General features: G+C 75.4%; 24 protein-coding genes and 1 pseudogene. 10 read left to right on the top strand and 15 right to left on the bottom strand.

Features of this window, described 5'->3' with window-relative positions:
* Positions 1–2 precede the first annotated feature (2 nt).
* From hemL to hemE, 8 genes and pseudogenes are all read right to left on the bottom strand, one after another.
* The gene (hemL, locus tag RF644_RS15900; RefSeq protein WP_017833438.1) at positions 3–1,319 is read right to left on the bottom strand and encodes a glutamate-1-semialdehyde 2,1-aminomutase; all 1,317 of its coding nucleotides are present in this window, start codon (positions 1,317–1,319) and stop codon (positions 3–5) included.
* A 52-nt stretch (positions 1,320–1,371) separates the two neighbouring features.
* Positions 1,372–2,382, bottom strand: a complete 1,011-nt coding sequence (gene hemB / locus RF644_RS15895) for a porphobilinogen synthase (RefSeq protein ID WP_165979764.1) — start codon at positions 2,380–2,382, stop codon at positions 1,372–1,374.
* Positions 2,383–2,847: 465 nt separating this feature from the next.
* A pseudogene (locus tag RF644_RS15890) lies at positions 2,848–3,369 on the bottom strand (uroporphyrinogen-III synthase); the annotation flags it as partial.
* 107 nt (positions 3,370–3,476) lie between these two features.
* A complete protein-coding gene (gene hemC / locus RF644_RS15885; protein WP_368797207.1) occupies positions 3,477–4,436 on the bottom strand; it encodes a hydroxymethylbilane synthase in 960 nt (319 codons plus the stop codon).
* Positions 4,427–5,635 (bottom strand): ferrochelatase, encoded by a 1,209-nt coding sequence (locus RF644_RS15880; RefSeq protein WP_368797206.1) that lies wholly within the window; start codon positions 5,633–5,635, stop codon positions 4,427–4,429. Before RF644_RS15880 ends, hemC begins: the two co-directional genes overlap by 10 nt.
* Complete coding sequence (gene hemQ, locus RF644_RS15875) at positions 5,632–6,300, bottom strand: hydrogen peroxide-dependent heme synthase (RefSeq protein WP_051063772.1); 669 nt, start codon at positions 6,298–6,300, stop codon at positions 5,632–5,634. Before hemQ ends, RF644_RS15880 begins: the two co-directional genes overlap by 4 nt.
* Before the next feature lie 87 nt (positions 6,301–6,387).
* The gene (gene hemG / locus RF644_RS15870) at positions 6,388–7,926 is read right to left on the bottom strand and encodes a protoporphyrinogen oxidase (protein WP_368797205.1); all 1,539 of its coding nucleotides are present in this window, start codon (positions 7,924–7,926) and stop codon (positions 6,388–6,390) included.
* Positions 7,923–9,128, bottom strand: a complete 1,206-nt coding sequence (gene hemE, locus RF644_RS15865; RefSeq protein ID WP_368797204.1) for a uroporphyrinogen decarboxylase — start codon at positions 9,126–9,128, stop codon at positions 7,923–7,925. The genes hemG and hemE overlap by 4 nt, the downstream gene beginning before the upstream one ends.
* 149 nt (positions 9,129–9,277) lie before the next feature.
* Here hemE and RF644_RS15860 point away from each other — a divergent pair, with 149 nt between their 5' ends.
* From RF644_RS15860 to RF644_RS15840, 5 genes are all read left to right on the top strand, one after another.
* Positions 9,278–10,603: a glutamyl-tRNA reductase gene (locus RF644_RS15860; RefSeq protein ID WP_368797203.1), complete on the top strand. Its 1,326-nt coding sequence runs from the start codon at positions 9,278–9,280 to the stop codon at positions 10,601–10,603.
* 50 nt (positions 10,604–10,653) lie between these two features.
* Positions 10,654–11,271 carry a TetR/AcrR family transcriptional regulator gene (locus RF644_RS15855; RefSeq protein ID WP_017833430.1) on the top strand — a complete coding sequence of 206 codons (618 nt, stop codon included), beginning with the start codon at positions 10,654–10,656 and terminating at the stop codon, positions 11,269–11,271.
* 52 nt (positions 11,272–11,323) lie between these two features.
* Positions 11,324–11,560 (top strand): DUF3107 domain-containing protein, encoded by a 237-nt coding sequence (locus RF644_RS15850; protein WP_035927396.1) that lies wholly within the window; start codon positions 11,324–11,326, stop codon positions 11,558–11,560.
* 426 nt (positions 11,561–11,986) lie between these two features.
* Entirely contained in the window at positions 11,987–13,615 is a 1,629-nt protein-coding gene (locus tag RF644_RS15845) for a DEAD/DEAH box helicase (RefSeq protein WP_368797218.1), read from the top strand.
* Positions 13,612–14,469: a site-specific DNA-methyltransferase gene (locus RF644_RS15840; RefSeq protein WP_035927400.1), complete on the top strand. Its 858-nt coding sequence runs from the start codon at positions 13,612–13,614 to the stop codon at positions 14,467–14,469. The genes RF644_RS15845 and RF644_RS15840 overlap by 4 nt, the downstream gene beginning before the upstream one ends.
* Positions 14,470–14,500: 31 nt before the next feature.
* Here the strand turns inward: RF644_RS15840 and RF644_RS15835 are convergent, their stop codons facing one another.
* Positions 14,501–15,352 carry a PHP domain-containing protein gene (locus tag RF644_RS15835; protein WP_031283018.1) on the bottom strand — a complete coding sequence of 284 codons (852 nt, stop codon included), beginning with the start codon at positions 15,350–15,352 and terminating at the stop codon, positions 14,501–14,503.
* Positions 15,353–15,433: 81 nt separating this feature from the next.
* On the opposite strand from RF644_RS15835, the gene RF644_RS15830 reads away from it, so the two are divergent.
* The gene (locus RF644_RS15830; protein ID WP_368797202.1) at positions 15,434–17,008 is read left to right on the top strand and encodes an aminopeptidase P family protein; all 1,575 of its coding nucleotides are present in this window, start codon (positions 15,434–15,436) and stop codon (positions 17,006–17,008) included.
* A gap of 18 nt (positions 17,009–17,026) precedes the next feature.
* On the opposite strand, the gene RF644_RS15825 is transcribed toward RF644_RS15830, so the two are convergent.
* A complete protein-coding gene (locus tag RF644_RS15825) occupies positions 17,027–17,929 on the bottom strand; it encodes a general stress protein (protein ID WP_368797201.1) in 903 nt (300 codons plus the stop codon).
* A 120-nt stretch (positions 17,930–18,049) separates the two neighbouring features.
* Here RF644_RS15825 and RF644_RS15820 point away from each other — a divergent pair, with 120 nt between their 5' ends.
* The 3 genes from RF644_RS15820 to RF644_RS15810 are packed head-to-tail and all read left to right on the top strand — an operon-like array spanning position 18,050 to position 21,153.
* Entirely contained in the window at positions 18,050–19,351 is a 1,302-nt protein-coding gene (locus tag RF644_RS15820) for a CBS domain-containing protein (RefSeq protein ID WP_368797200.1), read from the top strand.
* On the top strand, positions 19,344–19,973 hold the full coding sequence (locus RF644_RS15815) for a DUF1003 domain-containing protein (RefSeq protein WP_368797199.1): 630 nt from the start codon (positions 19,344–19,346) through the stop codon (positions 19,971–19,973). Before RF644_RS15820 ends, RF644_RS15815 begins: the two co-directional genes overlap by 8 nt.
* Positions 19,966–21,153, top strand: coding sequence for an Mrp/NBP35 family ATP-binding protein (locus RF644_RS15810; protein WP_368797198.1), 1,188 nt, complete (start codon positions 19,966–19,968; stop codon positions 21,151–21,153). The genes RF644_RS15815 and RF644_RS15810 overlap by 8 nt, the downstream gene beginning before the upstream one ends.
* A gap of 40 nt (positions 21,154–21,193) precedes the next feature.
* On the opposite strand, the gene RF644_RS15805 is transcribed toward RF644_RS15810, so the two are convergent.
* Positions 21,194–21,547, bottom strand: a complete 354-nt coding sequence (locus tag RF644_RS15805; protein ID WP_017833419.1) for a hypothetical protein — start codon at positions 21,545–21,547, stop codon at positions 21,194–21,196.
* A gap of 37 nt (positions 21,548–21,584) precedes the next feature.
* The gene (locus tag RF644_RS15800; RefSeq protein WP_368797197.1) at positions 21,585–22,256 is read right to left on the bottom strand and encodes a hypothetical protein; all 672 of its coding nucleotides are present in this window, start codon (positions 22,254–22,256) and stop codon (positions 21,585–21,587) included.
* Positions 22,257–22,504: 248 nt separating this feature from the next.
* Here RF644_RS15800 and RF644_RS15795 point away from each other — a divergent pair, with 248 nt between their 5' ends.
* Positions 22,505–23,137, top strand: a complete 633-nt coding sequence (locus RF644_RS15795; protein WP_031283004.1) for an O-methyltransferase — start codon at positions 22,505–22,507, stop codon at positions 23,135–23,137.
* 70 nt (positions 23,138–23,207) lie between these two features.
* Here the strand turns inward: RF644_RS15795 and RF644_RS15790 are convergent, their stop codons facing one another.
* The 3 genes from RF644_RS15790 to RF644_RS15780 all read right to left on the bottom strand — a co-directional run bounded on the left by RF644_RS15790 (position 23,208) and on the right by RF644_RS15780 (position 25,008).
* Positions 23,208–23,375, bottom strand: coding sequence for a DUF3117 domain-containing protein (locus RF644_RS15790; protein WP_017833415.1), 168 nt, complete (start codon positions 23,373–23,375; stop codon positions 23,208–23,210).
* 122 nt (positions 23,376–23,497) lie between these two features.
* Positions 23,498–24,703 carry a hypothetical protein gene (locus tag RF644_RS15785; protein ID WP_368797196.1) on the bottom strand — a complete coding sequence of 402 codons (1,206 nt, stop codon included), beginning with the start codon at positions 24,701–24,703 and terminating at the stop codon, positions 23,498–23,500.
* The gene (locus tag RF644_RS15780; RefSeq protein WP_035927412.1) at positions 24,700–25,008 is read right to left on the bottom strand and encodes a DivIVA domain-containing protein; all 309 of its coding nucleotides are present in this window, start codon (positions 25,006–25,008) and stop codon (positions 24,700–24,702) included. The genes RF644_RS15785 and RF644_RS15780 overlap by 4 nt, the downstream gene beginning before the upstream one ends.
* Between the last annotated feature and the right edge of the window lie 45 nt (positions 25,009–25,053).

Here is a 25,053-nt window from a genome sequence, read left to right as displayed (position 1 = left end):
GGTCAGGCGGCCGGCCGGGCCTCGGCGGCCGCGCGCGCCGCGGCCGGCAGGGCGGAGACGATCCGGTCCATCGCGGCGTCGTCGTGCGCGGCGGAGAGGAACCACGCCTCGAACACCGAGGGGGGTAGGTAGACGCCCTGGTCGAGCATCGCGTGGAAGAACGCCGGGTAGCGGAACGTCTCCTGCGCCTTGGCCTGCGCGTAGTCGTGCACGCCGGCGGCGGAGGTGCCGAAGGCCACCGAGAACAGGTTGCCGGCCGACTGGATCGAGTGGTCGACCCCGGCCTCGGTCAGCGCCGCGCGCACCGCCTCCTGCAGCTGCGCCGAGCGCCGGTCGACGGTCTGGTAGGCGATCCGGTCCGCGGTGCGCAGCGTCGCCGCGCCCGCGGCCATCGCCACCGGGTTCCCGGACAGGGTCCCGGCCTGGTAGACGGGACCCAGGGGCGCCAGGTGGTTCATGACCCCGGCCCGTCCGCCCACGCCGGCGACCGGCAGCCCGCCGCCGATGACCTTCCCGAACATGAACAGGTCGGGCTCCCAGCCGTCCTCGCCCGCGGCGGTGAGACCCCAGTAGCCGGCCTCGTGCACGCGGAACCCGGTCAGCACCTCGTCGAAGATCATCAGCGCCCCGTGCTCGCGCGTGAGCCGGCGCAGGCCCGCGTTGAAGCCCTCGCCGGGGGTGACCACACCCATGTTGGCGGGCGCGCCCTCGGTGATGACGGCGGCGATCCGGCCGGGGTGGGCGGCGAAGGCCTCCTCCACGGCGGCGAGGTCGTTGTAGGGCAGCACCAGGGTCTCGGCCGCGGTGGCCGCGGTGACCCCGGCGGAGCCGGGCAGGGCGAGGGTCGCCACGCCGGAGCCCGCCTCGGACAGCAGGGAGTCCACGTGCCCGTGGTAGCACCCGGCGAACTTCACGACGAGGTCCCGGCCGGTCACGCCGCGCGCCAGGCGGATCGCGGTCATGGCCGCCTCGGTCCCGGTCGAGACCATGCGCAGCTCGTCGATCGCGCCGATCCGCTCGACCACGAGCTCGGCCAGCTCGGTCTCCCCGCGGGTCGTGGCCCCGAAGGACAGGCCGCGCTCCACGGCCTCGTGCACGGCCTCGATGACGGCCGGGTGGGAGTGCCCGACGAGGGCGGGCCCCCACGAGCTGACGAGGTCGACGTACTCGCGGCCGTCGACGTCGGTGAGGTACGGGCCCTTGGCCGCGGTGATGAAGGGCGGGGTGCCGCCCACGGACGCGAAGGCCCGCACCGGGGAGTTGACCCCGCCGGGCATGACCTTGCGCGCGCGGTCGAAGAGTTCCTGGGAAACGCTCATGGGTTTGTCTGCTTCCTTCCGCCGGGGGTGCCGGCTCGGGGGACGGTGGGGGTCAGGAGAGGCCGTTCTCCTCGCGGAACCAGTCCGCGAGCTCGACGGCGAAGTAGGTGAGCACGGAGTCGGCGCCCGCGCGGCGGATGGACAGCACGGACTCCTGGATCGCGGCCCGGCGGTCGATCCAGCCGTTGGCGGCGGCGGCCTCGATCATGGCGTACTCGCCGGAGATCTGGTATGCGGAGACGGGCACCGGGGAGACCTCGGCCACGTCGCGGAGGATGTCGAGGTAGCTCATGGCCGGTTTGACCATGACCATGTCGGCGCCCTCGTCCAGGTCCAGCTGCAGCTCGTGCAGCGCCTCCCGGCGGTTGGCGGGGTCCATCTGGTAGCTGCGGCGGTCGCCCTGCAGCTGGGAGTCCACGGCCTCGCGGAACGGGCCGTAGAACGCGGAGGAGTACTTCGCGGAGTAGGCCAGGACGGCGACGTCGGGGTGCCCGGCCTCGTCGAGGGCGGAGCGGATCACGCCGACCTGGCCGTCCATCATGCCGGAGGGCCCGAGCACGTGGGCGCCCGCCTCGGCCTGGGCCACGGCCATCCGGCCGTAGATCTCCAGGGTCGCGTCGTTGTCCACGGTCCCGTCCTCGGCCAGGACGCCGCAGTGCCCGTGGTCGGTGAACTCGTCCAGGCACAGGTCGGCCATGACGACGAGGTCGTCGCCGACCTCGGCGCGCACGGCGCGCAGCGCCCGGTTCAGGATGCCCTCGGGGTCGCACCCGGCGCTGCCCTCGGGGTCCCGCTCGGCGGGCACGCCGAAGATCATGAACCCGCCGAGGCCCTTGGCCGCGGCCTCGGCGGCGGCGCGCCGGAGCGAGTCCATGGAGTGCTGGACGACCCCCGGCATGGAGCCGAGCGGGGCGGGCTCGGCGAGGCCCTCCCGGACGAACACGGGCAGGATGAGGTCGGACGGATGGACCCTGGTCTGCGCGGCGAGCCGGCGCACGGCCGGGGTGGTGCGCAGGCGGCGGGGGCGGGACACCAGGTCGTAGCGGGGGGTTCGGTGGGTCACGGAGTTCGTCTCCTCGGTCGCAGGGATCGGTGTCGTCGGGATCGGTGTGGTCGGTGCGGCCGGCGGCGGAGCCGCCGCCGTCGGGGTCGGGGCGGGCGCCCCCGCGGCCGCCCGGGAGGCCGCGGGTGCGGTGAGGGCCCGGGCGAGGGCGTCGCGGATCCCCTCCGGGGTGGGCAGGGACGCGGCCACGGACGGCAGGCCGCGCTCGGCGGCGGCGCGTCTCGTCGGCTCGCCGATGGCCACGAGGACGGTGCCGGCCAGGACGGCGGGGTCGTCGCGCACGAGCTCGGCGAGGTGGGACGGCGCCGTGAGCACCACGGCGTCGGCCTCGCCCGCGGCCAGGACCCGCAGCAGGTCGGACCGGTGGAGCTCGGCCACGTGCCCGTCCACGCCGCGGTCCGTGTCGTCGTCCGTGCCGTCGTCCGTGTCGTCGTCCGTGCCGTCGTCCGTGCCGTCGGCCTCCCCCTGGGCCGCGGCCCGCCGCACGAGGGGCGCGGGCGCCGGCCAGGGCACGGTCTCGTAGGCCGTGGCCGTCAGCACCCCGTACCCCCGCGCGGTCAGACCGGTCTCGAGGGTGGGCCGGGCCCGGGCGGAGAGCGGCAGCAGGACGGTGCCGGGAGCCGGCTCCGTCGGCCAGTCGGCGAGCAGTCCGGCGGCCGAGTGCACCGCGCCGGGCACGAGGTCCGGCGGCAGCCCGGCCGCCGTGAGGGCCGCGGCCGTGGCGTCCCCCACCGCGGCCACGCGCAGGCCAGCCCGCCGGGCCGCCGCGAACCGGTCGCCGAGTGCCGTGCCGGACGGCTCCCCCGCGACCGCGCGCAGGGCCCGGACGGTGGTGACCGAGGTGACGACCAGCCAGGACCCGGCGGCGGCCCCCGGGTCCGCCGCCCGGTCCAGCAGGGCGGCCACGGGACCGGTGTCCCCGGGGAGGGTGGCCTCGAGCAGCGGGGCGAGCCGGACCCGGGCCCCGTGCCCGTGCAGCAGCGCCACGAGCTCCCTGGCCCGGTCGGCGGAGCGGGTCACGACGACCTTGGCCCCGCGCAGGGCGGCGGCCGGGTCGGCGGAGCGGTCGGCGGGGCCGGGGTGCGGCACGGGTCTCAGAGCGTCAACCGGGCCAGCCGGCCGGCGCCGTCGGCGAGCAGCTCGTCGCCCAGCCGGTGGCCGAGGGCGCGGGCGTCGTCGACGCCGCGCTCCGCGGTGCGGCCGCTGCGGCGCATGACCCGGCTGCCGTCCGGGTCGGCCACGACGACGTCGAGCACGAGCACGCCGTCCTCGATCCGCGCGAAGGTGCCCACGGGGGCCGCGCAGCCGGCCTCGAGCCGGGTCAGCAGCGCCCGTTCCGCGGTCACGGCCAGGCGGGTCTCCAGGTGGTCCACCGCGGCGAGGGCGGCGGCGAGCGGGGTGTCCCCCGAGGCGTCCTCGGTGCGGCACTCCAGGGCCAGGGCGCCCTGACCGGGGGCGGGGAGCATGACGGACGGGTCGATCAGCTCGGTGATCGCGTCCTCCAGCCCGAGCCGCCGCAGCCCGGAGGCGGCGAGCACCACGGCGTCGAGGTCGCCGGGGGCCACCCGCCCCAGCCGGGTGCCCACGTTGCCGCGGATGTCGACGATCTCCAGGTCAGGGCGCGCGGCGCGCACCTGCGCCGCGCGCCGCGGGGAGCCGGTGCCGACCTTCGCGCCGGCGGGCAGACCGGCGAGGGTCAGCCCGTCGCGGGCGCACAGCGCGTCCCGGGGGTCCTCCCGCTCCGGCACGGCGGCGACCTCGAGGCCCGGCACGGGAGCGGTGGGCAGGTCCTTGAGGGAGTGCACGGCCAGGTCCACGGATCCCGCCAGCAGGGCGGCCCGCAGGGCCGTGGCGAAGACCCCGGTGCCGCCCATCTGGGACAGGGGCCCGGTCAGGACGTCGCCCTCGGTGCGGATCGTGACGAGCTCCGGCTCCAGCCCGCCCGCCGCCGCGACGGCCCGGGCCGCCGTGCTGGTCTGGGTGAGCGCGAGCCGGGAGCCGCGGGTCCCGACCCGCAGCACCGGGAGCCCCTGCGCCGCGGCCGTCACGACCACCGCACCTCCCCCGCCTCGTCGAGGGCGACCGGGAGGGGCTCGCCCTGGGGGCGCTGCGCGATGGTGGGACGGGGCCCGGTGGCGCCGCGCAGCACCTTGACGCAGCAGTCCGGGGCGCAGTCGTCGAACCACGTGCCCTCGGCGCACGCGGAGAGCCGCGGCGGGGCGGCGCGCCCGGCGACGCGCTGCTCCACGAGGTCCGCGAGCCCGGCCACGAACGCCGGGTGGGTGCCCGCGGTGGGGGTGCGCACGGCCGGGAGGCCGAGCCGTTCGCAGGTCTCCAGGGCCTCCGTGTCGAGGTCCCACTTGACCTCCATGTGGTCGGAGACGAAGCCCAGCGGCACGAGGACCACGCCGGCGACACCGCGCTCGGCGAGCTCCTCGAGGGCGTCGTTGACGTCCGGCTCGAGCCACGGCACCTGCGGCGGCCCGGAGCGGGACTGGTAGAGGAGGTCCCAGGTGTGGTCCCCGAGCTCCTCCGGCCCCACGCGCTCCAGCACGGTCCGGGCCACGGCCAGGTGCTGGGCGACGTAGGCGGAGCCCTCCTCGAAGTCCATCCGCGCCGGCCCGGAGGCCTCGGCGTCGGTCGTGGGGATGGAGTGGGTGCAGAACAGGACCGCGATCCTGCCGCCGTCGGCGCCGAGCCGGTCGCGCACCTGCGCGAGGCCCTCCCGGAGACCCTCGACGAAGGGCTGCACGAAGCCCTCCGAGTCGTAGTACTGGTGGACCTTGTCGACCTGCATCTCGTCCGTGAGGCCGAGCTCCTCGAGCGCCACGCCGTAGTCCTCGCGGTACTGGCGGCACCCGGAGTAGCTGGAGTATGCGCTGGTGGCGAGCACCAGGAGCTTGCGCAGACCGCGCGCGTGGCACTCCCGCACCACGTCCGCCACGTAGGGCGCCCAGTTGCGGTTGGCCCACAGCACGGGCACGCTCAGGCCCCGGCCGAGCAGCTCGGCCTCGAGGGCGGAGCGCAGCGCGCGGTTCTGGGCGTTGATGGGGCTGACGCCGCCGTTGGCCCGGTAGTGGGTGGCGACCTCCTCCAGCCGCTCGTCGGGGATGCCGCGGCCCTTCGTGACGTTGCGCAGGAACGGCAGGACGTCGTCCTGCCCCTCCGGCCCGCCGAAGGACGAGAGGACGACGGCGTCGTAGTGCTCCGGCGCGTGCGCGCGGGCGCGGGACAGGGCGTTCTCGGCGCTCATCGGAGCACCTCCGCGAGCTCCTCGGAGCGGATCCGGCGGCCCGTGTAGAACGGTGTCTCCTCGCGCACGTGCAGCCGGGCCTCCGTGTTGCGGAAGGCCCGCATGACGTCGACGAGGTCGACCAGCTCGGGGGCCTCGAGCGCGAGCAGCCACTCGAAGTCGTTGAGCCCGAAGCACGCGATGGTGTTGGCGAGGACCTGGGGGTAGTCGCGCGCCGCCATGCCGTGGTTGCGCAGCATCTCGGCGCGGCGCTGGGCGTTCATGTAGTACCACTCGTAGGAGCGCACGAACGGGTAGACGCAGACCCAGTCCTCGGGGGCGACGCCGCGGGCGAAGGACGGCGAGTGGTTCCGGGTGAACTCGGCGTCCCGGTGCACCCCCATCGCGTTCCAGGCCTGCGCGGTGCCGGCCAGGAGCTCCGTGCGGCGCAGCCGGCGGACCGCTGACTGGAGCGCCTGGGGGTCGTCGCCGTGCAGCCACGTGAGGACGTCGGCGTCCTCGCGCATCCCCGAGACGTCGTAGGCGCCGCGCAGCGTCACGCCCTCGGCCGCCAGCTGCTCGACGACGCCGTCGAACTCGGCGGCCGCGGAGGCGTCGTCGCCGGCCGTGCGGGCCGCGGCGCCGCCGGCGGGGCGGGCGAACACGGACCAGACGGCCCAGTGCAGCTGCTCCGCGCCGCCGTCCTGCGTCGGCTCGGGCGTGGCTGCGGGGTGACCGCCGTGCTCGTGGGGGCTGGTGTCGTGGGACAAGGCTCAGTCCTTTCGTCGGGTGCTGGTCGGTGGGGTGCGTGCCGGTTCGGTGGCGGCCGGCGCGGCGTCGTCCGGGACGCCCGCCTCGGCGAGCAGGGCGCGGACCTGGGCCCGGGTGTCGGCGACGACGGAGGCGAGGCCCGTGCCCGCGAGCCACCCGCCGACCGCGACGGCGTCGGGCAGCGCCGCGAGCGCCCGCCGGAAGTCGGCGACCCGCCGGGCGTGCCCGACGCCGGTGCGGGGCAGCGCGGAGCGCCAGCGCACGATGTCCGCGCCGACGAGCTGGGCGGGCCGCAGGGGCATGCCCATGAGGGTCGAGGCGTCGGAGAGGGCCAGGCGGATGAGCTGGTCGTCGGGCAGGGCCACCTCCGGGGGCACGGCGGTGGCGTCGGGCTGGGCGCGCCCGTAGGAGAGCCGCAGCACGTGCCGGCCGGGGCCGGCCGCCTGCCGGACCCAGTCCCACTTGGCGGTGGCGTGGGTGAGGGCCTTGGCGCGCACGCCGCGGGCGTCCTCGCTCACGAGCAGGCCGGTGCCCCGGGGGGCGCCGTCGAGGCGCGGCTCGTCGACCACGAGCGTGGCCAGGGCCACCTGGGGCCCGGCCCCGGGGGCGAACCGCTGGAGCCCCTCCTCGTGGCTGGCGAGGAGCCGGACGGCGGTCGTGCCGTCGGTGGCCATCACGAGCAGCTCCCCGCGCGCCACGGCGGTCTTGTGGCCGAAGCGCGGCTGGCGCTGGATGACCATCCAGCCCTCGCGCCGGGGGTCGCGGTCGAGGGCGATGACGTCGTAGCCGGTGACGAGCTTCACGCCCGCCCGCTCGAGGTCGTGCACGAGGGTCTCGGACAGCGCGTTCATGCCGCCGCGCAGCCCGGCCACGTTCGCGCCCGCGGGCGCGGCGCGGCGCAGGGCGCCCGCCGCGGCGCCGAGGGACCCGTGCTCGCGCAGGGCTCTCCGCAGGCCGGGGGCGACGGCGTCGACGTCGAGGTCGTCGGGGTGGGCGGAGTGCACGCCCGTGGCGAACGGCGCGACGAGCCGGTCCAGGACCCGCTCCCCCATCCGCGCCCGGACGAGGCCGCCGAGGGAGCGCTCGGTCATGCCGACGAAGGCCGGCAGCCGGCGGTCGAGGCTCGCGCGCAGCATGCCGGCCCGGCCGAGGGCCGCCCGCAGCCGGGGGGCGGTCGGGTCGGCGGGGATGCCCAGGATCCCGGAGTCGGGGGCGGGCACGGCGCCCTCCGGCAGGAACAGCCACGAGCCGGAGCGGTTGGGGTGCACCACGCGCTCGCCGAGGCCGAGCTCGTCCAGGAGGTCGGGGACCGCCCGGGAGCGGGTCGCGAAGGACTCGGCGCCCGAGTCGAGGACGAGGCCCGCCACCTGGTGGGCGCCGACGGCTCCGCCGAGGTGGTCCTCGGCCTCGACCAGGGTGACGCGCAGCCCGCGGGCCGCCAGGTCGCGGGCGGCCACGAGCCCGGAGACGCCGCCGCCCACCACGAGGGCGGATCGGGGCGGGGTCCGGCGGGCGGGCCGGCCGTCCCGCTCCGCGCTCACGGCCTGCCGCCGCGAGGGGTCTGCTCCAGCGGCTGGTCGTGGACGAAGGACACGAGGTCCGTCAGCACCTGCGGGTCGGTGCCCGGCGGGACGCCGTGGCCGAGGTTCACCACGTGCCCGGGCGCCGTGGCCCCGCCGGCCAGCACCTCGCGCACGTGCTCGGCGAGCACGGGCCAGGGGGCGGTGAGCAGGGCCGGGTCGATGTTGCCCTGCAGCACGGTGGACCCGCCGAGCCGCCGGTTGGCCTCGGCCAGCGGGATCCGGTAGTCCACGCCCACCGCGTCCGCGCCGGCGTCCCGCATCGCGGCGAGCAGCTCACCGGTGCCGGTGCCGAAGTGGATCCGGGGCACGGCGAGGTCCTCGACGGCGCGCAGCGCGGCCGCCGAGTGCTCCACCACGTGCGCGGAGTAGTCGGCCAAGGACAGGGAGCCCGCCCAGGAGTCGAAGAGCTGCACGGCGGAGGCGCCGGCCTCGACCTGGGCGCGCAGGAACGCCCCGGACGTCCGGGCCGCCCACTCGGCGAGCGCCCGCCAGGCCGCCGGGTCGGCGTGCATCATCGTGCGCGGCAGCAGGTGGTCCCGGGAGGGCCCGCCCTCGACCATGTAGGCGGCCACGGTGAACGGCGCCCCGGCGAAGCCGATGAGCGGGGTCGCCCCGAGCTCCGCGACGGTGCGGGCGACGGCCTCGCGGATCGGGTCGAGGGAGCCCTCGGCGAGCTCGGGCAGGGCGGCGACGTCGGCGGCCGTGCGCACGGGGCGCTCCAGGACGGGGCCGCGGCCCGGGACGATCTCGACGTCCACGCCGGCCACGCGCATGGGCACGACGATGTCGGAGAAGAAGATCGCGGCGTCGACGTCGTGCCGGCGCACCGGCTGGAGGGTGATCTCGGCGGCCATCGCGGGGTCCAGGCAGGCGTCGAGCATGGCGGTGCCCTGGCGCAGGGACCGGTACTCCGGCAGCGACCGGCCCGCCTGCCGCATGAACCACACCGGGCGGCGGCCGGGCGCGCGGCCCGTGAGGGCCTGCAGCAGCGGGGCGTCCAGTGTGCCGGCGGCCCGCAGCGGATGGCCTTGCGGCAGCGCCCCGAGCGATCCGGTCAGGCGCCGGAACGCCGCCGAGGGGTGGGTGCCGCCCGTGGGGTGCCCGGGAGCGGCTGCGGTCGACGTGTCCGGCGTGCTCGCCGTCTCAGGGGTGGTAGGCATAGTGCTCCCATTGTGCCAAGGAACACCGACGTCGTTTACCGACGCAGCGTCACCGGGGTCCGGGAGGGGCCGGTCGGTGACGGACGTGAGCGGCCTCTCGGACGTCACCGAGGCGCGGATCCGCGGTGACCGTCTAGTATGAATGCACTGTGGTCCTCTTCGCTCTCGTCGCCTCCCATCAGAACGTCGATCTGAACACCGTTGCGCGTCTCAGCACCGGTGCGCTCGGGCTGTCCGAGGAGATGGTCCGCAGCGGCCCGCTCCGGGGCGCCGTGACCCTCTCGACGTGCAACCGGCTCGAGATCTACGGGGAGCTCGAGGACACGCCGGGCGTCCCGTCCGGGGCGGCGCTGGACCGGGTCCTGGCCGAGCTCGCCGAGCAGATCGGCTCCCGCGCCGGGCTAGACCCCGAGTTCGTGGCCGACTCCCTGCGGGCCTTCACCGACTCCGGCGCCGCACGGCACCTCTTCACCGTGGTCTCGGGGCTGGAGTCCGCCGTGGTGGGCGAGCGCGAGATCACCGGTCAGGTCCGGCGGGCCCTCAACGACGCCCAGAAGGCGGGGACGGTCTCCGGCAAGCTCCAGCGGCTGTTCGAGGCGGCCGCCCGCACCGCCCGCAAGGTGGGCACGCAGACCGCCCTGGGCGAGCGCGGCCGCTCCATCGTCTCCGTGGCCCTGGACCTCGCGGACGACGTCACGTCCGGCACCTGGACGTCGCGCCGGGCCCTCGTGTTCGGCACGGGCGCCTACGCGGGGGCGACCATGGCGGCCCTGCGCGACCGCGGCTGCGCGGACATCGAGGTGTACTCGGCGTCGGGCCGGGCGGAGCAGTTCACCGAGAACCGCGGCGGCACCCCGGTGGGGACCGCGGAGCTGGCCGCGGCCCTGGAGCGCGCCGACGTCGTGATCGGCTGCAGCGGCGGCTCCGCCCCCATGGGCGCCGCCGCGTTCCCCGCCGGGTCCCGCACCGTGGTCGACCTGGCCCTGACCCGCGACTTCGACCCCGCCGTGGCGGACCTGCCCGGCGTCGAGCTCATCACCCTCGAGTCGGTGCGCGTGGCCGCCCCGGACGAGACCCGGGAGTCCGTCGACGCCGCGAGCGGGATCGTCGAGCGCGCCGCCCAGGAGTTCGCCGCGAGCCAGGAGGCCCGGGACATGGACGCCGCGATCGTCGCCCTGCGCAAGCACACCATGGCCGTCCTGGACGCCGAGCTCGAGAAGGTCACCTCCCACCACGGATGCACGGCCGCCCAGGAGCAGATCGAGCTCGCGATGCGGCGCATGGTCCGCTCCCTGCTGCACACCCCCACCGTCCGCGCGCGCGAGCTCGCCGCGCAGGGCCGGCAGGACGAGTACATCACCGGTCTGGCGGCGCTGTACGGCATCGAGGTCCCCGCGCCCGCCGCGGAGGAGAGCGCACCACCGGCGGCCGGGGCGCCGCCGGAGGCCGCCACCCGGTCCCAGGCCGCGGGGTAGGGCAGCATTCGTTCGGCCGGCGCCGCCGGCCGGTTGAGGAGGAACGGTTCATGACTGAGACCAGGAGAGGCCGCCCGGCGCGCCTCCCGCGCGAGGCCCGCCGGCGGCAGCTGCTCGAGACGGCGCTGACCGTGTTCTCCTCGAACGGCTACCACGGGTCGTCCATGGACGACATCGCCGACGCCGCCCAGGTGAGCAAGCCCGTCCTCTACCAGCACTTCCCCGGCAAGCGCGAGCTGTACCTCGCCCTCGTGGACCACTACCTGCAGGAGCTCTCGCTCGGGCTCGTCACGGCGCTGCAGGGCAGCGACGTCAACCGCGAGCGGGTCGAGTCCATGCTGGACGTCTACTTCGGCTTCGTCGAGGCCAATCCGGAGGCCCACCGGCTGATCTTCGAGTCCGACCTGCTGGCGGACCCGGAGGTCGCGGAGCGCTTCGAGAGCTTCCACCTCGCCGTGGCGGACTCGATCGCCGGGGTCCTCGGGCCCAACGCGGGGCTGAGCCACCCGCACGCCGTGCTCGTCTCCCGCTCCCTCACCGGCATGGCGCAGACCGCCGCGGTGCACTGGATCCGCAACCCGGGCACCGGCGGCCGGGCCGAGGCCCAGCGCCAGATCTTCCGTTTAGCTTGGGGCGGAATCTCGATCATCGACGAGGACTGGCAGTAGCGCCCTCCTAGACTGGCCGGGACGCATCCCGCAGCCCCGACCAGGAGGAACCATGGAAATCAAGATCGGTGTTCAGCACGTCGCCCGGGAGATCGTCGTCGACTCCGCGCTCGAGGCGCCGGAGGCCGTGGAGCTGATCACCGCTGCCATGTCCTCCGGGTCCCCCCTGACCCTGACGGACACCAAGGGCAACGTGACGGTCGTCCCCGCGGGCGTCATCGGCTACGCCGCCGTCGGCGCGGAGCAGAAGCGGGCGGTCGGCTTCACCCCCTTCGCCCAGGACGGCTAAGACCTCCTCCGCCCGGCACGGCGGACCCGGCCCGGCGACCGCACGGAGCGTGCGCGGTCGTCGGGCTACACTGTTGAGTGCACTGGATGACCGGTCGTACCCGCGATCCCACGAACGACAGACACCTACTCGCCCCCGCTCCCCGCGAACAGGCCCCCACGGCGGCCTCGCGCAGGACCGGACCCGGGCGCCACGCTCCCGTGGCCCGCGCGGTCGAGGCGGCGCACGCTCACGATCGGCTTCCACCCAACGCACGCCCCCCGGCGCCCGCCAGCACGGCGGCCCGGAGGCCGGACCCCGAGGTCCCCTCCCTTCAGCGGGCGTGCCCGAGTCGTAAGGAAACCGACCGTGACCGACCACATCACCGACACCGCCCCGGACGCCGCCGCGCCCGACGACGGGACCGTCCTCGACGGCACCCCCGAGGTGGTCGTCGAGACCACCGAACACCCCGAGCCGCTGCCCCAGGACTTCGCCGAGTTCGGGGTGCGCCAGGACATCGTGGACTCCCTCGCCGCCGAGGGCATCGTCCACCCCTTCCCCATCCAGGCCATGACCCTGCCGGTGGCGCTGTCCGGGCAGGACATCATCGGGCAGGCCAAGACCGGCACGGGCAAGACCCTCGGCTTCGGCATCCCCGTGGTCCAGCGCGTCGTGGGCCGCGGCGACGCGGGGTGGGACCAGCTGAAGAAGCCGGGCGCCCCGCAGGCGCTCATCGTGGTGCCCACCCGCGAGCTCGCCGTCCAGGTCGGCCACGACCTGGCCACCGCCGCGCGGACCCGCGACGCCCGGGTGGCCACCATCTACGGCGGCCGCGCCTACGAGCCCCAGATCGAGCAGCTGCAGGCGGGCGTCGAGGTCGTCGTCGGCACCCCCGGCCGGCTCATCGACCTCAACCGGCAGCGCCACCTCGACCTGTCCGCGGTGCGGGCCGTGGTGCTCGACGAGGCCGACGAGATGCTCGACCTCGGCTTCCTGCCCGACGTCGAGAAGCTGCTCTCGGCCGTGCCCGAGGTCCGGCAGACGATGCTCTTCTCCGCGACGATGCCCGGGCCCGTGGTGGCCATGGCCCGCCGCTACATGACCAAGCCCATGCACATCCGGGCCGCCGCGCCGGACGAGGGCGCCACCAAGAAGGACATCCGCCAGGTGGTCTACCGGGCGCACCACCTCGACAAGGACGAGGTCGTGGCCCGGATCCTGCAGGCCGAGGGCCGGGGGCGCACGATCGTGTTCACCAAGACCAAGCGGGCCGCGGCCAAGCTCGCGGACGAGCTGATCACCCGCGGCTTCGCCGCCGCCCCGCTGCACGGCGACCTGGGCCAGGGCGCCCGCGAGCAGGCGCTGCGCGCGTTCCGCAACAACAAGGTCGACGTGCTCGTGGCCACGGACGTCGCCGCCCGCGGCATCGACGTCGAGGACGTCACGCACGTCATCAACTTCCAGTGCCCCGAGGACGAGAAGACCTACCTGCACCGCACCGGCCGCACCGGCCGCGCGGGCAACAAGGGCACGGCCGTGACGTTCGTGGACTGGGACGACATCCCGCGCTGGCGGCTGATCGACAAGGCCCTGGAGCTCGGCATCCCCGAGCCCCGCGAGACCTACTCCTCCTCCGAGCACCTGTACGAGGAGCTGAGCATCCCGAAGGGCACCAAGGGCCGGCTCCCCCGCTCCAGGCGCACCCACGAGGGGCTCGGCGCCGAGGTCCTCGAGGACCTCGGCGAGCCCGGCGGGCGCAAGAGCGGCCCGCGCGGCGAAGGCCGGGACGGGCGCTCGCGCGACCGCGGCGACCGCGGCGGCTCCGGTCGCGGCGAGCGCGGCGGCTCCGGCCGCGGTGAGGGGCGCGGCGGCCGCGGCCGCCGCGACGACGCCGCGACGTCGTCCGCTCCGCGCGAGGACGCCCGGGCGCCCCGGGCGGCGACGCGCGAGACGGCTCCCGAGGCGCCCCGGGAGACCTCGGTGGAGCGCACCTCGGACGGCACCACCCGGCGCCGCCGGCGCCGCCGCAGCGGCGCGGCCTCGCCGGAGCAGAGCGGCACCGCCGGCGAGTGAGCCCCTTCGCCTTCGACGCCGGGGGCCCCGACGCGGTGGTCGCCGCGGAGAACCTGGATCTCCTGCGGCGGCTGCCCGGCGGGGCCTTCCGCATGATCTACGTGGACCCGCCCTTCAACACGGGCCGCACCCAGCGGCGGCGGGAGTCCACGGTGACCCCGGCCGCCGCCGGGGAGGGCGACCGCACCGGCTTCGCCGGCCGCTCCTACACGACCGTGCTGGGGGCCCTGCGCAGCTACGACGACGCGTTCGCCGACTACTGGGGGTTCCTGGAGCCCCGTCTGCGGGAGGCGTGGCGGGTGCTGGCCGACGACGGGACGCTGTACCTGCACCTGGACTACCGGGAGGTGCACTACGCGAAGGTGATGCTGGACGCGATCTTCGGGCGGGAGTGCTTCCTCAACGAGATCATTTGGGCCTACGACTACGGCGGGCGCTCCCGCCGCCGCTGGCCCGCCAAGCACGACAACGTCCTGGTGTACGTCAAGGACCCCGAGCGGTACCTGTTCGACAGCGCCGAGGTGGACCGGGAGCCGTACATGGCCCCGGGCCTGGTGACCCCGGAGAAGGTGCGGCTGGGCAAGCTGCCCACGGACGTGTGGTGGCACACCATCGTCTCCCCCACCGGCCGGGAGAAGACCGGCTACCCCACGCAGAAGCCCGTGGGCCTGGTGCGGCGGATGGTCGCCGCGAGCTCCGCCCCCGGGGACTGGGTCCTGGACTTCTTCGCCGGCTCCGGGACGCTCGGCGCCGCCGCCGGGCAGCTGGACCGGCGGTTCGTGTGCGTGGACCGCAACCCGGAGGCGATCGAGGTCATGCGCGCCCGCCTGCCGGGCGCGACCGTGTGGGACTGAGCACGGGCTCGCCCGGGGGGCGTCGGGGCCCTCAGGGGTAGCGCACGGGGACCCCGGAGCCGGCCTGCTCCTCGATCCGCACGAGCGACTGGACGGACGTCAGGTTCTCCCCCAACCGGTTGGGCTTGCCGGCCCCGTGGTAGTCGCTCGCGCCCGTGACCACCAGGTCGTGTTCGGAGGCCATCCGGACGAGCCGGGCCCGGGCGTCGTCGGGGTTGTCCCGGTGCGCGACCTCGAGCCCGCCGAGGCCGGCGTCGATCATGGCCTCGAAGACCTCCGGGCCGACCACCCGGCCGCGGGCCGCGGCGAGCGGATGGGCGAAGACGGGTACGCCGCCGGCGGCCCGGACGAGGCGCACCGCGTGCACCGGGTCCGGGGCGTAGTGGGGGACGTAGTAGCGGGAGCGGCTGTGCAGCACCGACGCGAAGGCGGCGGTGCGGTTCTCCACGACCCCCACGGTGACGAGCGCGTCGGCGATGTGCGGGCGGCCCACGGTCGCGCCCTCGCGCACGTGGTCCAGGACCACGTCCCAGTCGATCGGGTAGTCCTCGGACAGCAGCTCGACCATGCGCTCGGCCCGGGTGCGCCGCGAGCAGCGGGAGGACTCGATCTCGGCGAGCAGCCGCGGCTCCCGCGGGTCGTGCAGGTAGCTCAGCAGGTGCACCGAGATCCCGTCCTCGGTGGTGCAGGAGATCTCCATGCCCGGGACGAAGGCGACCCCGAGGGCCACCGCGGCGTCCCCGGCCGCCTGCCACCCGGATGTGGTGTCGTGGTCGGTGAGGGCGAAGACGTCCAGGCCCGCCGCGTGCGCCGCGCGGGCCACGTCCGCCGGGCTCTCCGTGCCGTCGGAGTCGGACGAGTGGGTGTGCAGGTCGATCTTCACCCGCTCCACGATACCGGTCCGGGCCGGACGGCCCGCCGCCTCCCGTGGCACGATGAGACCGACGACGCGAGGAAAGGAATCATGACAGAGCACAGCACCACACCCCAGGACGCGACGCAGCCGCTCTCGGACCGGGTCGAGAACCGGTCCCAGCGCCCCGACTCCGCCGCCTTCCAGCAGTTCATGGCGTCCCAGTGGGCGGAGGCGGAGCCCACCGAGGTGGAGCGGGCCCCGGTCGCGGACTTCGCCGCCGAGCGGCGCCGGCGGATCTCCGAGCGGTTCCCCGGCGAGCGGCTCGTGCTCCCCGCCGGGCCGCTCAAGGTCCGCTCCAACGACACCGACTACCGCTTCCGGCCGCACTCCGCGTTCGCGCACCTCACGGGTCTGGGCGTGGACCACGAGCCCGACGCCGTGCTGGTGCTCGAGCCCGTCCAGGAGGGCGCCGGCGACGACGGGGGCCACCACGAGGCCACCCTGTACTTCCACCCCATGGCCGGCCGGGACTCGAAGGAGTTCTACGCCGACGCCAAGAACGGCGAGTTCTGGGTGGGCCCCCGCCCCACCCTCGAGGAGCTGGGCGCCGCCTACGGGCTGCGCACCCGGGACCTCGGGGGCCTCGAGGACGCGGTCACCAAGAACGCCGGGCCCACCGCCCTGGGCGGCCTGCGGGTCCGGCTCGTGCGCGAGGTGGACCTGAACGTCGACGCCCTGGTGGACACCTCCCGGATCAACACCGGGGTGGACCTCGAGTCCTCGGACGCCCTCGACGGCGAGCTCGCCGAGGCGCTCTCGGAGCTGCGGCTCGTCAAGGACGCCCACGAGGTCGAGCAGCTGCGCGAGGCCGTGGACGCGACCATCGCGGGCTTCACCGACATCGTGCACGTGCTGCCCGCCGCCGCGGGCCACCGCCACCGCGGCGAGCGCATGGTCGAGGGCGCCTTCTTCGCCCGCGCCCGCACGGACGGCAACGATCTCGGCTACGACACCATCGCGGCGTGCGGCAACAACGCCACGGTCCTGCACTGGATCCGCAACACCGGGAGGGTGATCCCCGGGGAGCTGATCCTCGTGGACGCGGGCGTGGAGGCCGACTCCCTCTACACCGCGGACATCACCCGCACCCTGCCGGTGAACGGCCGCTACTCGGAGGTGCAGCGGCGGATCTACCAGGCGGTCCTGGACGCCGCCGACGCCGCGTTCGACGCCGCGGTGCCCGGCAACCGGTTCCGGGACGTGCACGCCGCCGCCATGGAGGTCCTGGCCCGGCGGCTGGAGAGCTGGGGTCTGCTGCCCGTGCCCGCCGAGGTCTCGCTCTCCGCGGCGGGCCAGCACCACCGGCGGTGGATGCCGCACGGCACGAGCCACCACCTGGGCCTCGACGTGCACGACTGCGCGCAGGCCAAGCGGGAGCTGTACGTGGACGGGGTCATCGAGCCCGGCATGGTGTTCACCATCGAGCCCGGCCTCTACTTCAAGGCGGAGGACCTCGCGGTGCCGGAGGAGTACCGCGGGATCGGCGTGCGGATCGAGGACGACGTCCTGATCACCGAGGACGGCAACGTCAACCTCTCGTCCGGGCTGCCCCGCACCCCGGACGAGGTCGAGGCGTGGATGACCGGTCTGTGGCACGCCCGGGAGGGCGTCGACCCCAGCTGAGCCGGCGGCCGCCGGCCGTCAGCGGGAGGCGTCGGTGGACGTGCTCCCGCCGGCCGGCGGCCCGGACCGGTCCGGGCCCGCGTCCTGACCGGCGGTGCCCTGCCCGGCGGCGTCCCCGTCGGGCTCCCCGTCGGGGAGCCTGATGCCGTACTGGGGCCGGCCGTCGGGCAGGTCCTGGAACATCGCGGAGCGGCCGGGCGCGTCGGCCTGCTCGCCCTGGCCCGCCGCGGGGACCGCGGGCGCGGGACCCGCGGGTCCACCGGCCGGCTCCGGGGCGGCGCCGTGGGAGGGCCGCTGCCACGGGGCCCCCGCCGGGGGCCGCCCCGGCGTCCCGGGCGGCGGGGGGCCCTGCCGCATCCCCTGCGGGGGGCCCTGCTGCTGACCCTGCTGCGGAGCGGGCCGCGGCGCGGGAGCCGTCCGCGGCAGGCTCTGCAGCCCGCGCAGCCCCTGGAGCACCTGCTGGGCGCGCTGGGCCACCTCGGGGGCGGCCACGACGTCGTAGGACGTGGCGACGATCTGGTTGGTGGAGGTGAAGTCCCGCTTCCCGCGCTGCATGGCGTAGGTGATGGTGGCGAGCAGCATCCAGAAGGCCCCTCCCATCAGCACCGACACGAGCAGCGTGGACAGCCACTGCTCCCCGCCCAGCAGCGACAGGATCATCCCGAGGAACGCGCCGAAGACCATGCCGTTGAGCGCGCCCTGGCCCGCGACCTTCGGATAGCTCAGCCGGCCGGTCACCTGCTCCACGGACTTCAGGTCGTTGCCGACGATCGCGATCCGGTCCACCTCGAACTGCTCGTCCGCCAGGTGGTCCACGGCCTTCTGTGCGTCGGCGTACGTGGCGTAGCGCCCGATCACCTCCCCGCGGGGCAGACCGCGGACGGCGGGACTGGCAGGGGGCAGGGACCGTGGCGAGCTCATGCCCCCATTCTCCCCCATTCGCTCCCGGACCGTGCCCCGACCCGGGGCCGCGTCCCTGACCCCGCACCCGGGGCCCGGCACCGGGAGGGGGCCCGGGGAGCCGGTGGGTAGTCTTGTACGGTGAGCAGCCACATCGACAAGATCTTCATCGCGCGCCTGATCGGCCTCGACGTGTTCGACCCCCTGGGGGACCGTCTGGGGCGGTTGCGCGACGTCGTCGTGCTCATGCGCGGCAGCTCCCGGTACGGCCGCTCCTCCCGCCGGCCCCTCGTGGTCGGCCTCGTGGTGGAGGTCCTCGGCAAGAAGCGGGTGTTCGTGCCGATGACCCGCGTGACCAGCATCGACGCGGAGAAGATCATCAGCACGGGGCTCGTGAACCTGCGCCGCTTCGAGCAGCGCGGCGCGGAGACCCTCGCCGTCGGCGAGGTCTTCGACCGGACCGTGGTGCTGCGCGACGGCTCCGGCTCGGCCACGGTCGAGGACATGGCCATGGAGCGCAAGCGCAACACCGGGGACTGGCTGATCACCCAGCTCTTCGTGCGCCGCACCGGCACGGGCGGTGGCCTGATGCGCCGCCGCAACGAGACGCTGATCATCGACTGGGAGGACGCGGGGGACCCCTCCGCCGCGGGCCACCAGCCGGCCACCCAGTGGGTCGCCTCCCACGAGGAGCAGCAGCCCGCCGACCTCGCGGACGAGCTCCACGACATGTCGGCCAAGCGCATGCTCGAGATCGCCGACGAGCTCCAGGACGACCGGCTCGCCGACGTCCTCGAGGAGCTCCCGGAGGAGGACCAGGTCTACATCCTCACCAACATGGCGCCGGACCGCGCGGCCACGGTGCTCGAGGAGATGGAGCCCGACGACGCCGCCGACCTGCTCAACGAGCTGCCCGAGGCCCAGGCCGAGGAGCTGCTCGCGCGGATGCAGCCCGAGGACGCCGAGGACGTCCGGCGCCTGCTGGAGTACGAGGAGGGCACGGCCGGCTCGCTCATGACCCCCGTGCCGATCATCCTGCCGCCGGAGGCCACGGTGGCCGAGGCGCTCGCGCACATCCGCCAGGAGGAGCTCAGCCCCGCCGTGGCGGCGGCCGTGATCGTCTCCCGCCCGCCGCTGGAGACGCCCACCGGCAAGTACCTCGGCATGGTGCACACCCAGAAGCTGCTGCGGTATCCCCCACCGGAGGCGGTGGGCAACCTCATCGACCGCTCGTTCGAGCCGGTCTCCGACCTCGCCTCCCTGCAGGACGTCGCGCGCGAGCTCGCGACCTACGACCTCACGATCATCCCGGTGGTCAACGACCACGACCGGGTGGTCGGGGCGATCACGATCGACGACGTCCTCGACGCCCTGCTGCCCGACGACTGGCGCACCGCCGACGACGGGACCCCGATCCGGAAGGTGGGCAAGCGGTATGAGTGAGCGCGAGCCCCGGCGCCCCCGCGTCGGCACCCGCGGCAACACGCTCGACCAGCCGCGCGAGCACCGGCCCGGTCTGCTGGACCGGCTCCGGCCGAACCCCGACGCCTTCGGGCGGATGACCGAGGGCTTCGCCCGGTTCATGGGCACCCCGCAGTTCCTGCTGTGGATGACGGTATTCGTGGCCCTGTGGCTGGGCTGGAACACCATCGCCCCCCGGGAGCTGCAGTTCGACTCGAAGGACCTCAACTTCACGCTGCTCACGCTGATGCTCTCGCTGCAGGCCTCCTACGCGGCGCCCCTGCTGCTGCTGGCGCAGAACCGGCAGGACGACCGGGACCGGGTGACCCAGGAGGAGGACCGCCGCCGGGCGCAGCAGAACCTCGCCGACACCGAGTACCTGACCCGCGAGATCGCCTCGCTGCGGATCGCGCTGCGCGACGTCGCCACCCGCGACTTCGTGCGCTCGGAGCTGCGCTCGGTGCTCGAGGAGATCCTGGAGTCCCAGGACGACGCCCCGGACGCCGACGAACCGGGGGCCCCGCAGAGGCGGGGCGCCCGCCGCAGGAGCCGCAACCCCGACCGCCCCACCGCCCCCGAGACCCGAGGGATCCCCCGTGCCTGAGCCCCGCCCCGACGACGTCCTCGCCCCCGAGACCCTCGACCCCGCCCTGCGCGCGGCGCTCGACCGCGTGCTCGACCCGGAGCTGCGCCGGCCCGTGACGGAGCTGGGGATGATCCGCTCCGCCCGCCTCGACGACGCCGGTCACGCCGCGGTGCACGTGCTGCTGACGATCAGCGGCTGCCCCCTCCGCTCGACCATCGAGCGGGACGTCCGGGACGCCGTGGGGACCGTGGCCGGGGTGCGCACCGTGGACGTCGAGATCGGGGTGATGACCCCCGAGCAGCGCACCGCGCTGAAGGACCGGGTGGGTCACACCCGGACCGTCCCCTTCAACGACCCGTCCTCCCTGACGCGGGTGCACGCGGTGACCAGCGGCAAGGGCGGCGTCGGCAAGTCGACGGTCACCGTGAACCTCGCCGCCGCGCTCGCCGCGCGCGGCCGGTCGGTGGGCATCGTGGACGCCGACGTCCACGGGTTCTCCGTGCCCGGGCTGCTCGGCATCGACCGGGCGCCCACGCAGGTGGGGGACATGATCCTGCCCCCCGTCGTGGACGTCCCCGAGGAGGCTCGGGAGGACTCCGGGCGCCCCGGGGTGCTCAAGGTCATCTCGATCGGGATGTTCGTGGACCCGGACCAGCCGGTGGCCTGGCGCGGGCCGATGCTGCACCGCGCCGTGGAGCAGTTCCTCACGGATGTGCACTTCGGCGACCTGGACCACCTGTTCCTCGACCTCCCGCCGGGCACGGGCGACATCGCGATCTCCGTGGCCCAGCTGCTGCCCTCCGCGGAGGTGCTTGTGGTCTCCACGCCCCAGCAGGCGGCGGTCGAGGTCGCCGAGCGCTCCGGGGCGCTCGCGGTGCAGACCGGCCAGCGGGTGGCCGGGGTGGTGGAGAACATGGCGGGCATGCCGATGCCGGACGGCAGCGTGCTCGAGCTCTTCGGCGCCGGCGGGGGCACCCGGATCTCGGAGTCCCTGACCCGGCGGCTGGGCTACGACGTGCCGCTGCTGGGCGCCGTGCCGCTCGACGTCGCCCTGCGCGAGGGCGGGGACGCCGGCCGTCCGGTGGTGTGGTCCGCGCCGGGCTCGCCCGCCGCGGTCGCCCTGCGCGCCGTCGCCGACGCGATGGGCGCCCGCCCGCGCGGGCTGGCCGGACGGCCGCTGGGCCTGGGGCCGCGCTGACGCACCGCCGGCCCCGCGCTCGGCGTGTGCGGGGGCCGGCTCAGGTGGCCTCGGTGTCGAAGGGGGCCCGCTCGCCGGGGGCCAGGCGGGTCAGCACCGGGCCGGGGCGCGGCCGGGGTGCGGCGGGCGCCGCCGGCTCGTCGTCCTCCAGGAGGGCCTGGCGCACGATGGTGCGGGGGTCGTACTGGCGGGGGTCGAGCCTGCGCCAGTCGACGTCGGCGATCTCCGGCCCGAGGGTCTCCTTGAGCTCCTCGGTGGCGCCGGTCGCGTAGCGCTTGGCGGCCTTGACCAGCTCCTTGAGCTTCTCCGCGTACTCCGGCAGCCGCTCCGGCCCGATGATGAACAGGGCCAGGAGCACCAGGATGATCGCTTCGCCGCCGTTGATGCCGAGCACAGGAAGTGATTTTACCAGTCCGGGAGCCGGTGGCCGGTCAGCCGAAGATCTCGCGCAGGCCGACCAGCACCGTCTCGACGACGCCGGGGTCCCCCGGGGACGGCTCCACCACGCGCCCCCGCTCGTCGGCCACGACGAGGCCCACGGTGTGGGCCATCGCGGACGGTCCGGACTCCCCCGAGACGGTGTAGACGACCTCGTCCCCGACGAGCACCGCCCGCCACGGCGGCCCGGCGTCCACCCACAGCGGCACGCCCTCCACGGCGACGCGCTCGAGGCCCTCGGCGCTCACGGGCAGCCCGGTCAGCCCGTCCATGGGGTTCTCGCGGTCGATCCCCCCGCGCTGCTCCACCACGACGACCTCGTCCTCGCCGCGGTGCAGCCTGACGGCCACGACCGGGTGCCCGGACAGGGTGCCGCGGGTCATCGAGCCCACCCGGTAGCCGTCCGCGGCCAGGGTGGGCAGCGTCCAGCCCTCCGTGCGCAGCAGGTCCGCGGACACCTCGTCCGCGTGCAGCACCCCGTGCGTGCCGTTCCAGGCCGAGACCGGCACTCGCTCCTCGGCGCTGTGCGCGGACTGCATCACGACCGTGCGACCGACCGCGTAGCCGGAGCCCAGGACGAGGGTGAGCACCGCGCTCACGGTGGCCGCGGCCACGGGCACCGCGCTGCTGGGGCGGGCCGGCGCGGTGCGATCCGGGCGGGGCATCGGTCCTCCTCGTGCGGTGGTCGGGGCGGCGGGCTCCGGGTGGGCCCGTGCCCGGCCCCGTGCCGCGGTCGGCGTCGGAAGCGGGTGCACGGACCGCTCCGTGAGGAGGCCCGCGAACAGGTCCGTGGAAGACGTCGTGATCGTCTCCATGATCGACCGGGAAGCTGGATGCCGACTGGACGGTGGCCGGACGGACGGGCCCAGCCGGTAGGATGGCGCGCATCCACTACAGCGACGAAGGGCGGACCATGGGCGCGGACAAGACGACGAGCTGGTCGTACGCCGAGGCGTTCGCCGCCGAGGACGAGCTCGCCTACCGCGCCCGGGAGCGGTCCCTCGCCCTGCGCATCCCCCCGGTGACCCCGGGGACGGCCGCCGCCCTGACGGTGCTCGCCGCGGCGGCCCGGCCCGCCACCGTGGTCGAGGTGGGCACGGGGGCCGGGGTGTCCGGTCTCGCCCTGCTGCGCGGTCTGCCCGGCACGTCCGTGCTGACCACGATCGACACCGACATCCGGGCGCTGCGCGCGGCCCGCGACACGTTCCGGGAGGCCGGGATCCCGACGAGCCGGACCCGCACGATCCCCGGCCGCGCATCCCTCGTGATGCCCCGGCTGAGCGCCGGCGCCTACGACCTCGTGTTCCTCGACGCCGACCCCGAGGGGACCCTCGACTACGCCGAGGAGGCCGTCCGGCTGCTGCGCCCGGGCGGGATGCTCGTGGTCAACGACGCCCTGTCCCAGGACAAGGTGGCGCAGCCGGCCAACCGCGAGGAGAACACCCGGACGATGCGGGCCGTGCACCGGCTGTTCCGGGAGGACGAGCGCTTCAGCACCGCCCTGCTGACGACCGGCTCCGGGCTGCTGCTGGCCGTCCGCCGCTGACCGGACGGGTCCGGACGGCGGGGGGCCCGGCACCACGTGGTGCCGGGCCCCCCGCCGTCCGCGCCGGTGGTCACTCGGTGACGCCGGCCAGGCACTCCTTGAGCTCCGCGGCCTCGGCCGGCTTCAGCTCGACCACCAGCCGTCCGCCGCCCTCGAGCGGCACCCGCATGATCAGGCTCCGCCCCTCCTTGGTGACCTCCATCGGTCCGTCACCGGTTCTCGGCTTCATGGCCGCCATGTGGGAACTCCTCTTCCTCGATTGGTGTGGCTCCCATCCTATCCGAGCCGCAACCGTGGCCCCGGACCACCCCGGCGCCCGGGGGTCCGCGTCGGCGTGGCCGGCGCGGGGTGCGGACGGGATCAGGGCGGGTAGTCCCCGCCCCCGGGCAGCTGCTTCCAGTGCCACAGCCAGCCGACCCAGACGAGCTGGAGCAGCGCGCCGAACACCACGCAGGCCACCCGGTAGGCGCGCGAGTCCGAGACCGCGGCCAGCGGCAGGGCCAGGGGGAACAGCGGCAGCAGCAGCCGGAAGGTGCTGCTCTGGGGGTGCAGGAAGAGGAGCAGGTACACGCCGTAGCTCGCCAGCCACACGCGCGTGAGCAGGTCCAGCCGCTCCCGCACCACGCGGGTGCGCAGCAGCACCGTCCCGCCCGCGACCAGCAGCACGGGCGCGGCGAGCCCGAACACGGGGCCGAACAGCCCGGCGGCGGCGTCGAACCAGGGCACCACCGGCTCCAGCCCTCCCCCGCCCCGCCACGCCGTCTCGGTGTCGGTGTACGCGGTCGGCTCGCCCGTGACGGCCCACGCGATCGCCGGCCAGGCGAGGGCCGCGCCGCACGCCAGGACCGCGAGGCCGAGCAGCCCGTCGACGGCGTCCGCCGCGCGGCGCAGCTCCCCGGCCCGGTGCCGGCGCACGGAGCGCACGAACCACGTGATCCCGAGGGCCGCCGCGAAGGGGACCCCCGCCGGGCGCGTCAGGCACATCAGGAGCACCACGGGGGCGGCCGCCAGGTGGTTCCCCCGGGCCACCAGCAGCAGGGCGCCCGCGAGCAGCAGCAGGTGCAGCGACTCGGCGTAGGGGACCTGCAGCACCGGGGCGACCGGGCTGAACGCGACGAAAGCGACACCCCACAGGGCGGTGGCCGGAGGGGCGAGCCGGAGGAACAGCCGGTGGACGAGCAGGACGGCGCCCAGGCTCGCGGCCAGGGACACGGCCGACGCGGCTGCGTCCCATCCCGCGCCGGTGACCGCCGAGACTGCCCGCACGACCAGCGGGAAGACCGGGTAGAACGCCCAGGCGTTCTCCTGCACCTGCCCGGCCGCGTCCCGGGGCAGGGACGCGGGATAGCCCTCCCGGGCGATGCGCTCGTACCAGTCCGAGTCCCAGGTCCCGGTGAACTCGAGGTAGCCCAGGGCGCCGTCCCCCCACGGACCGGGGCCCTGCTGCCGGCCCACCGTGGTGAACACGGCCCAGGCCCAGAGCCGGGAGGCCGCCCAGACCAGCAGGGCCTGCGCCCACCAGGGGGCCCGGGCCCACCGGAGGGCCACGGCCGTCCGGCCGCTCACGCCCCCGGCACCGGGCGGGACGGCGGGTCCTCCGGCGGCGGCAGCCGGTCCGCGAGGTGGGCCAGCACGGCGTGGACCTCCGCGGGGTCGTAGCCGCGGCGCCGGACGGAGAACGCGATCCGCTCCACGTCCTCCGCCGTCGGGTGCTCGGGCAGCACGAGCGGCGCGCCGGGGGCGCGCGCCACGGCGATCCCGTCCCGGGCGGGCACGACCCGCTCGGCGAGGCGGTCGCGGCCGAGGACCACGACGCCCACGACCGTGAGCAGCAGCACGAGCCCGGACAGCACCACGAGGATCTCGGTCATGCCCTCCAGGCTATGCGCCGCCGGACGGACCGGGGCGCCGCAACA

This window comes from Kocuria sp. CPCC 205258, from assembly GCF_040981005.1.
Taxonomy (GTDB): Bacteria; Actinomycetota; Actinomycetes; order Actinomycetales; family Micrococcaceae; genus Kocuria; species Kocuria rosea.
This window is presented reverse-complemented; position numbering and strand designations above follow the sequence as displayed.

Coding starts and splice junctions, on each gene's coding strand:
- hemL (WP_017833438.1), bottom strand. CDS start 1,319: ATGAGCGTTTCCCAGGAACTCTTCGACCGCGCGCGCAAGGTCATGCCC.
- RF644_RS15880 (WP_368797206.1), bottom strand. CDS start 5,635: ATGAGCGCCGAGAACGCCCTGTCCCGCGCCCGCGCGCACGCGCCGGAG.
- hemE (WP_368797204.1), bottom strand. CDS start 9,128: ATGCCTACCACCCCTGAGACGGCGAGCACGCCGGACACGTCGACCGCA.
- RF644_RS15855 (WP_017833430.1), top strand. CDS start 10,654: ATGACTGAGACCAGGAGAGGCCGCCCGGCGCGCCTCCCGCGCGAGGCC.
- RF644_RS15850 (WP_035927396.1), top strand. CDS start 11,324: ATGGAAATCAAGATCGGTGTTCAGCACGTCGCCCGGGAGATCGTCGTC.
- RF644_RS15830 (WP_368797202.1), top strand. CDS start 15,434: ATGACAGAGCACAGCACCACACCCCAGGACGCGACGCAGCCGCTCTCG.
- RF644_RS15825 (WP_368797201.1), bottom strand. CDS start 17,929: ATGAGCTCGCCACGGTCCCTGCCCCCTGCCAGTCCCGCCGTCCGCGGT.
- RF644_RS15815 (WP_368797199.1), top strand. CDS start 19,344: ATGAGTGAGCGCGAGCCCCGGCGCCCCCGCGTCGGCACCCGCGGCAAC.
- RF644_RS15800 (WP_368797197.1), bottom strand. CDS start 22,256: ATGCCCCGCCCGGATCGCACCGCGCCGGCCCGCCCCAGCAGCGCGGTG.
- RF644_RS15795 (WP_031283004.1), top strand. CDS start 22,505: ATGGGCGCGGACAAGACGACGAGCTGGTCGTACGCCGAGGCGTTCGCC.
- RF644_RS15790 (WP_017833415.1), bottom strand. CDS start 23,375: ATGGCGGCCATGAAGCCGAGAACCGGTGACGGACCGATGGAGGTCACC.
- RF644_RS15780 (WP_035927412.1), bottom strand. CDS start 25,008: ATGACCGAGATCCTCGTGGTGCTGTCCGGGCTCGTGCTGCTGCTCACG.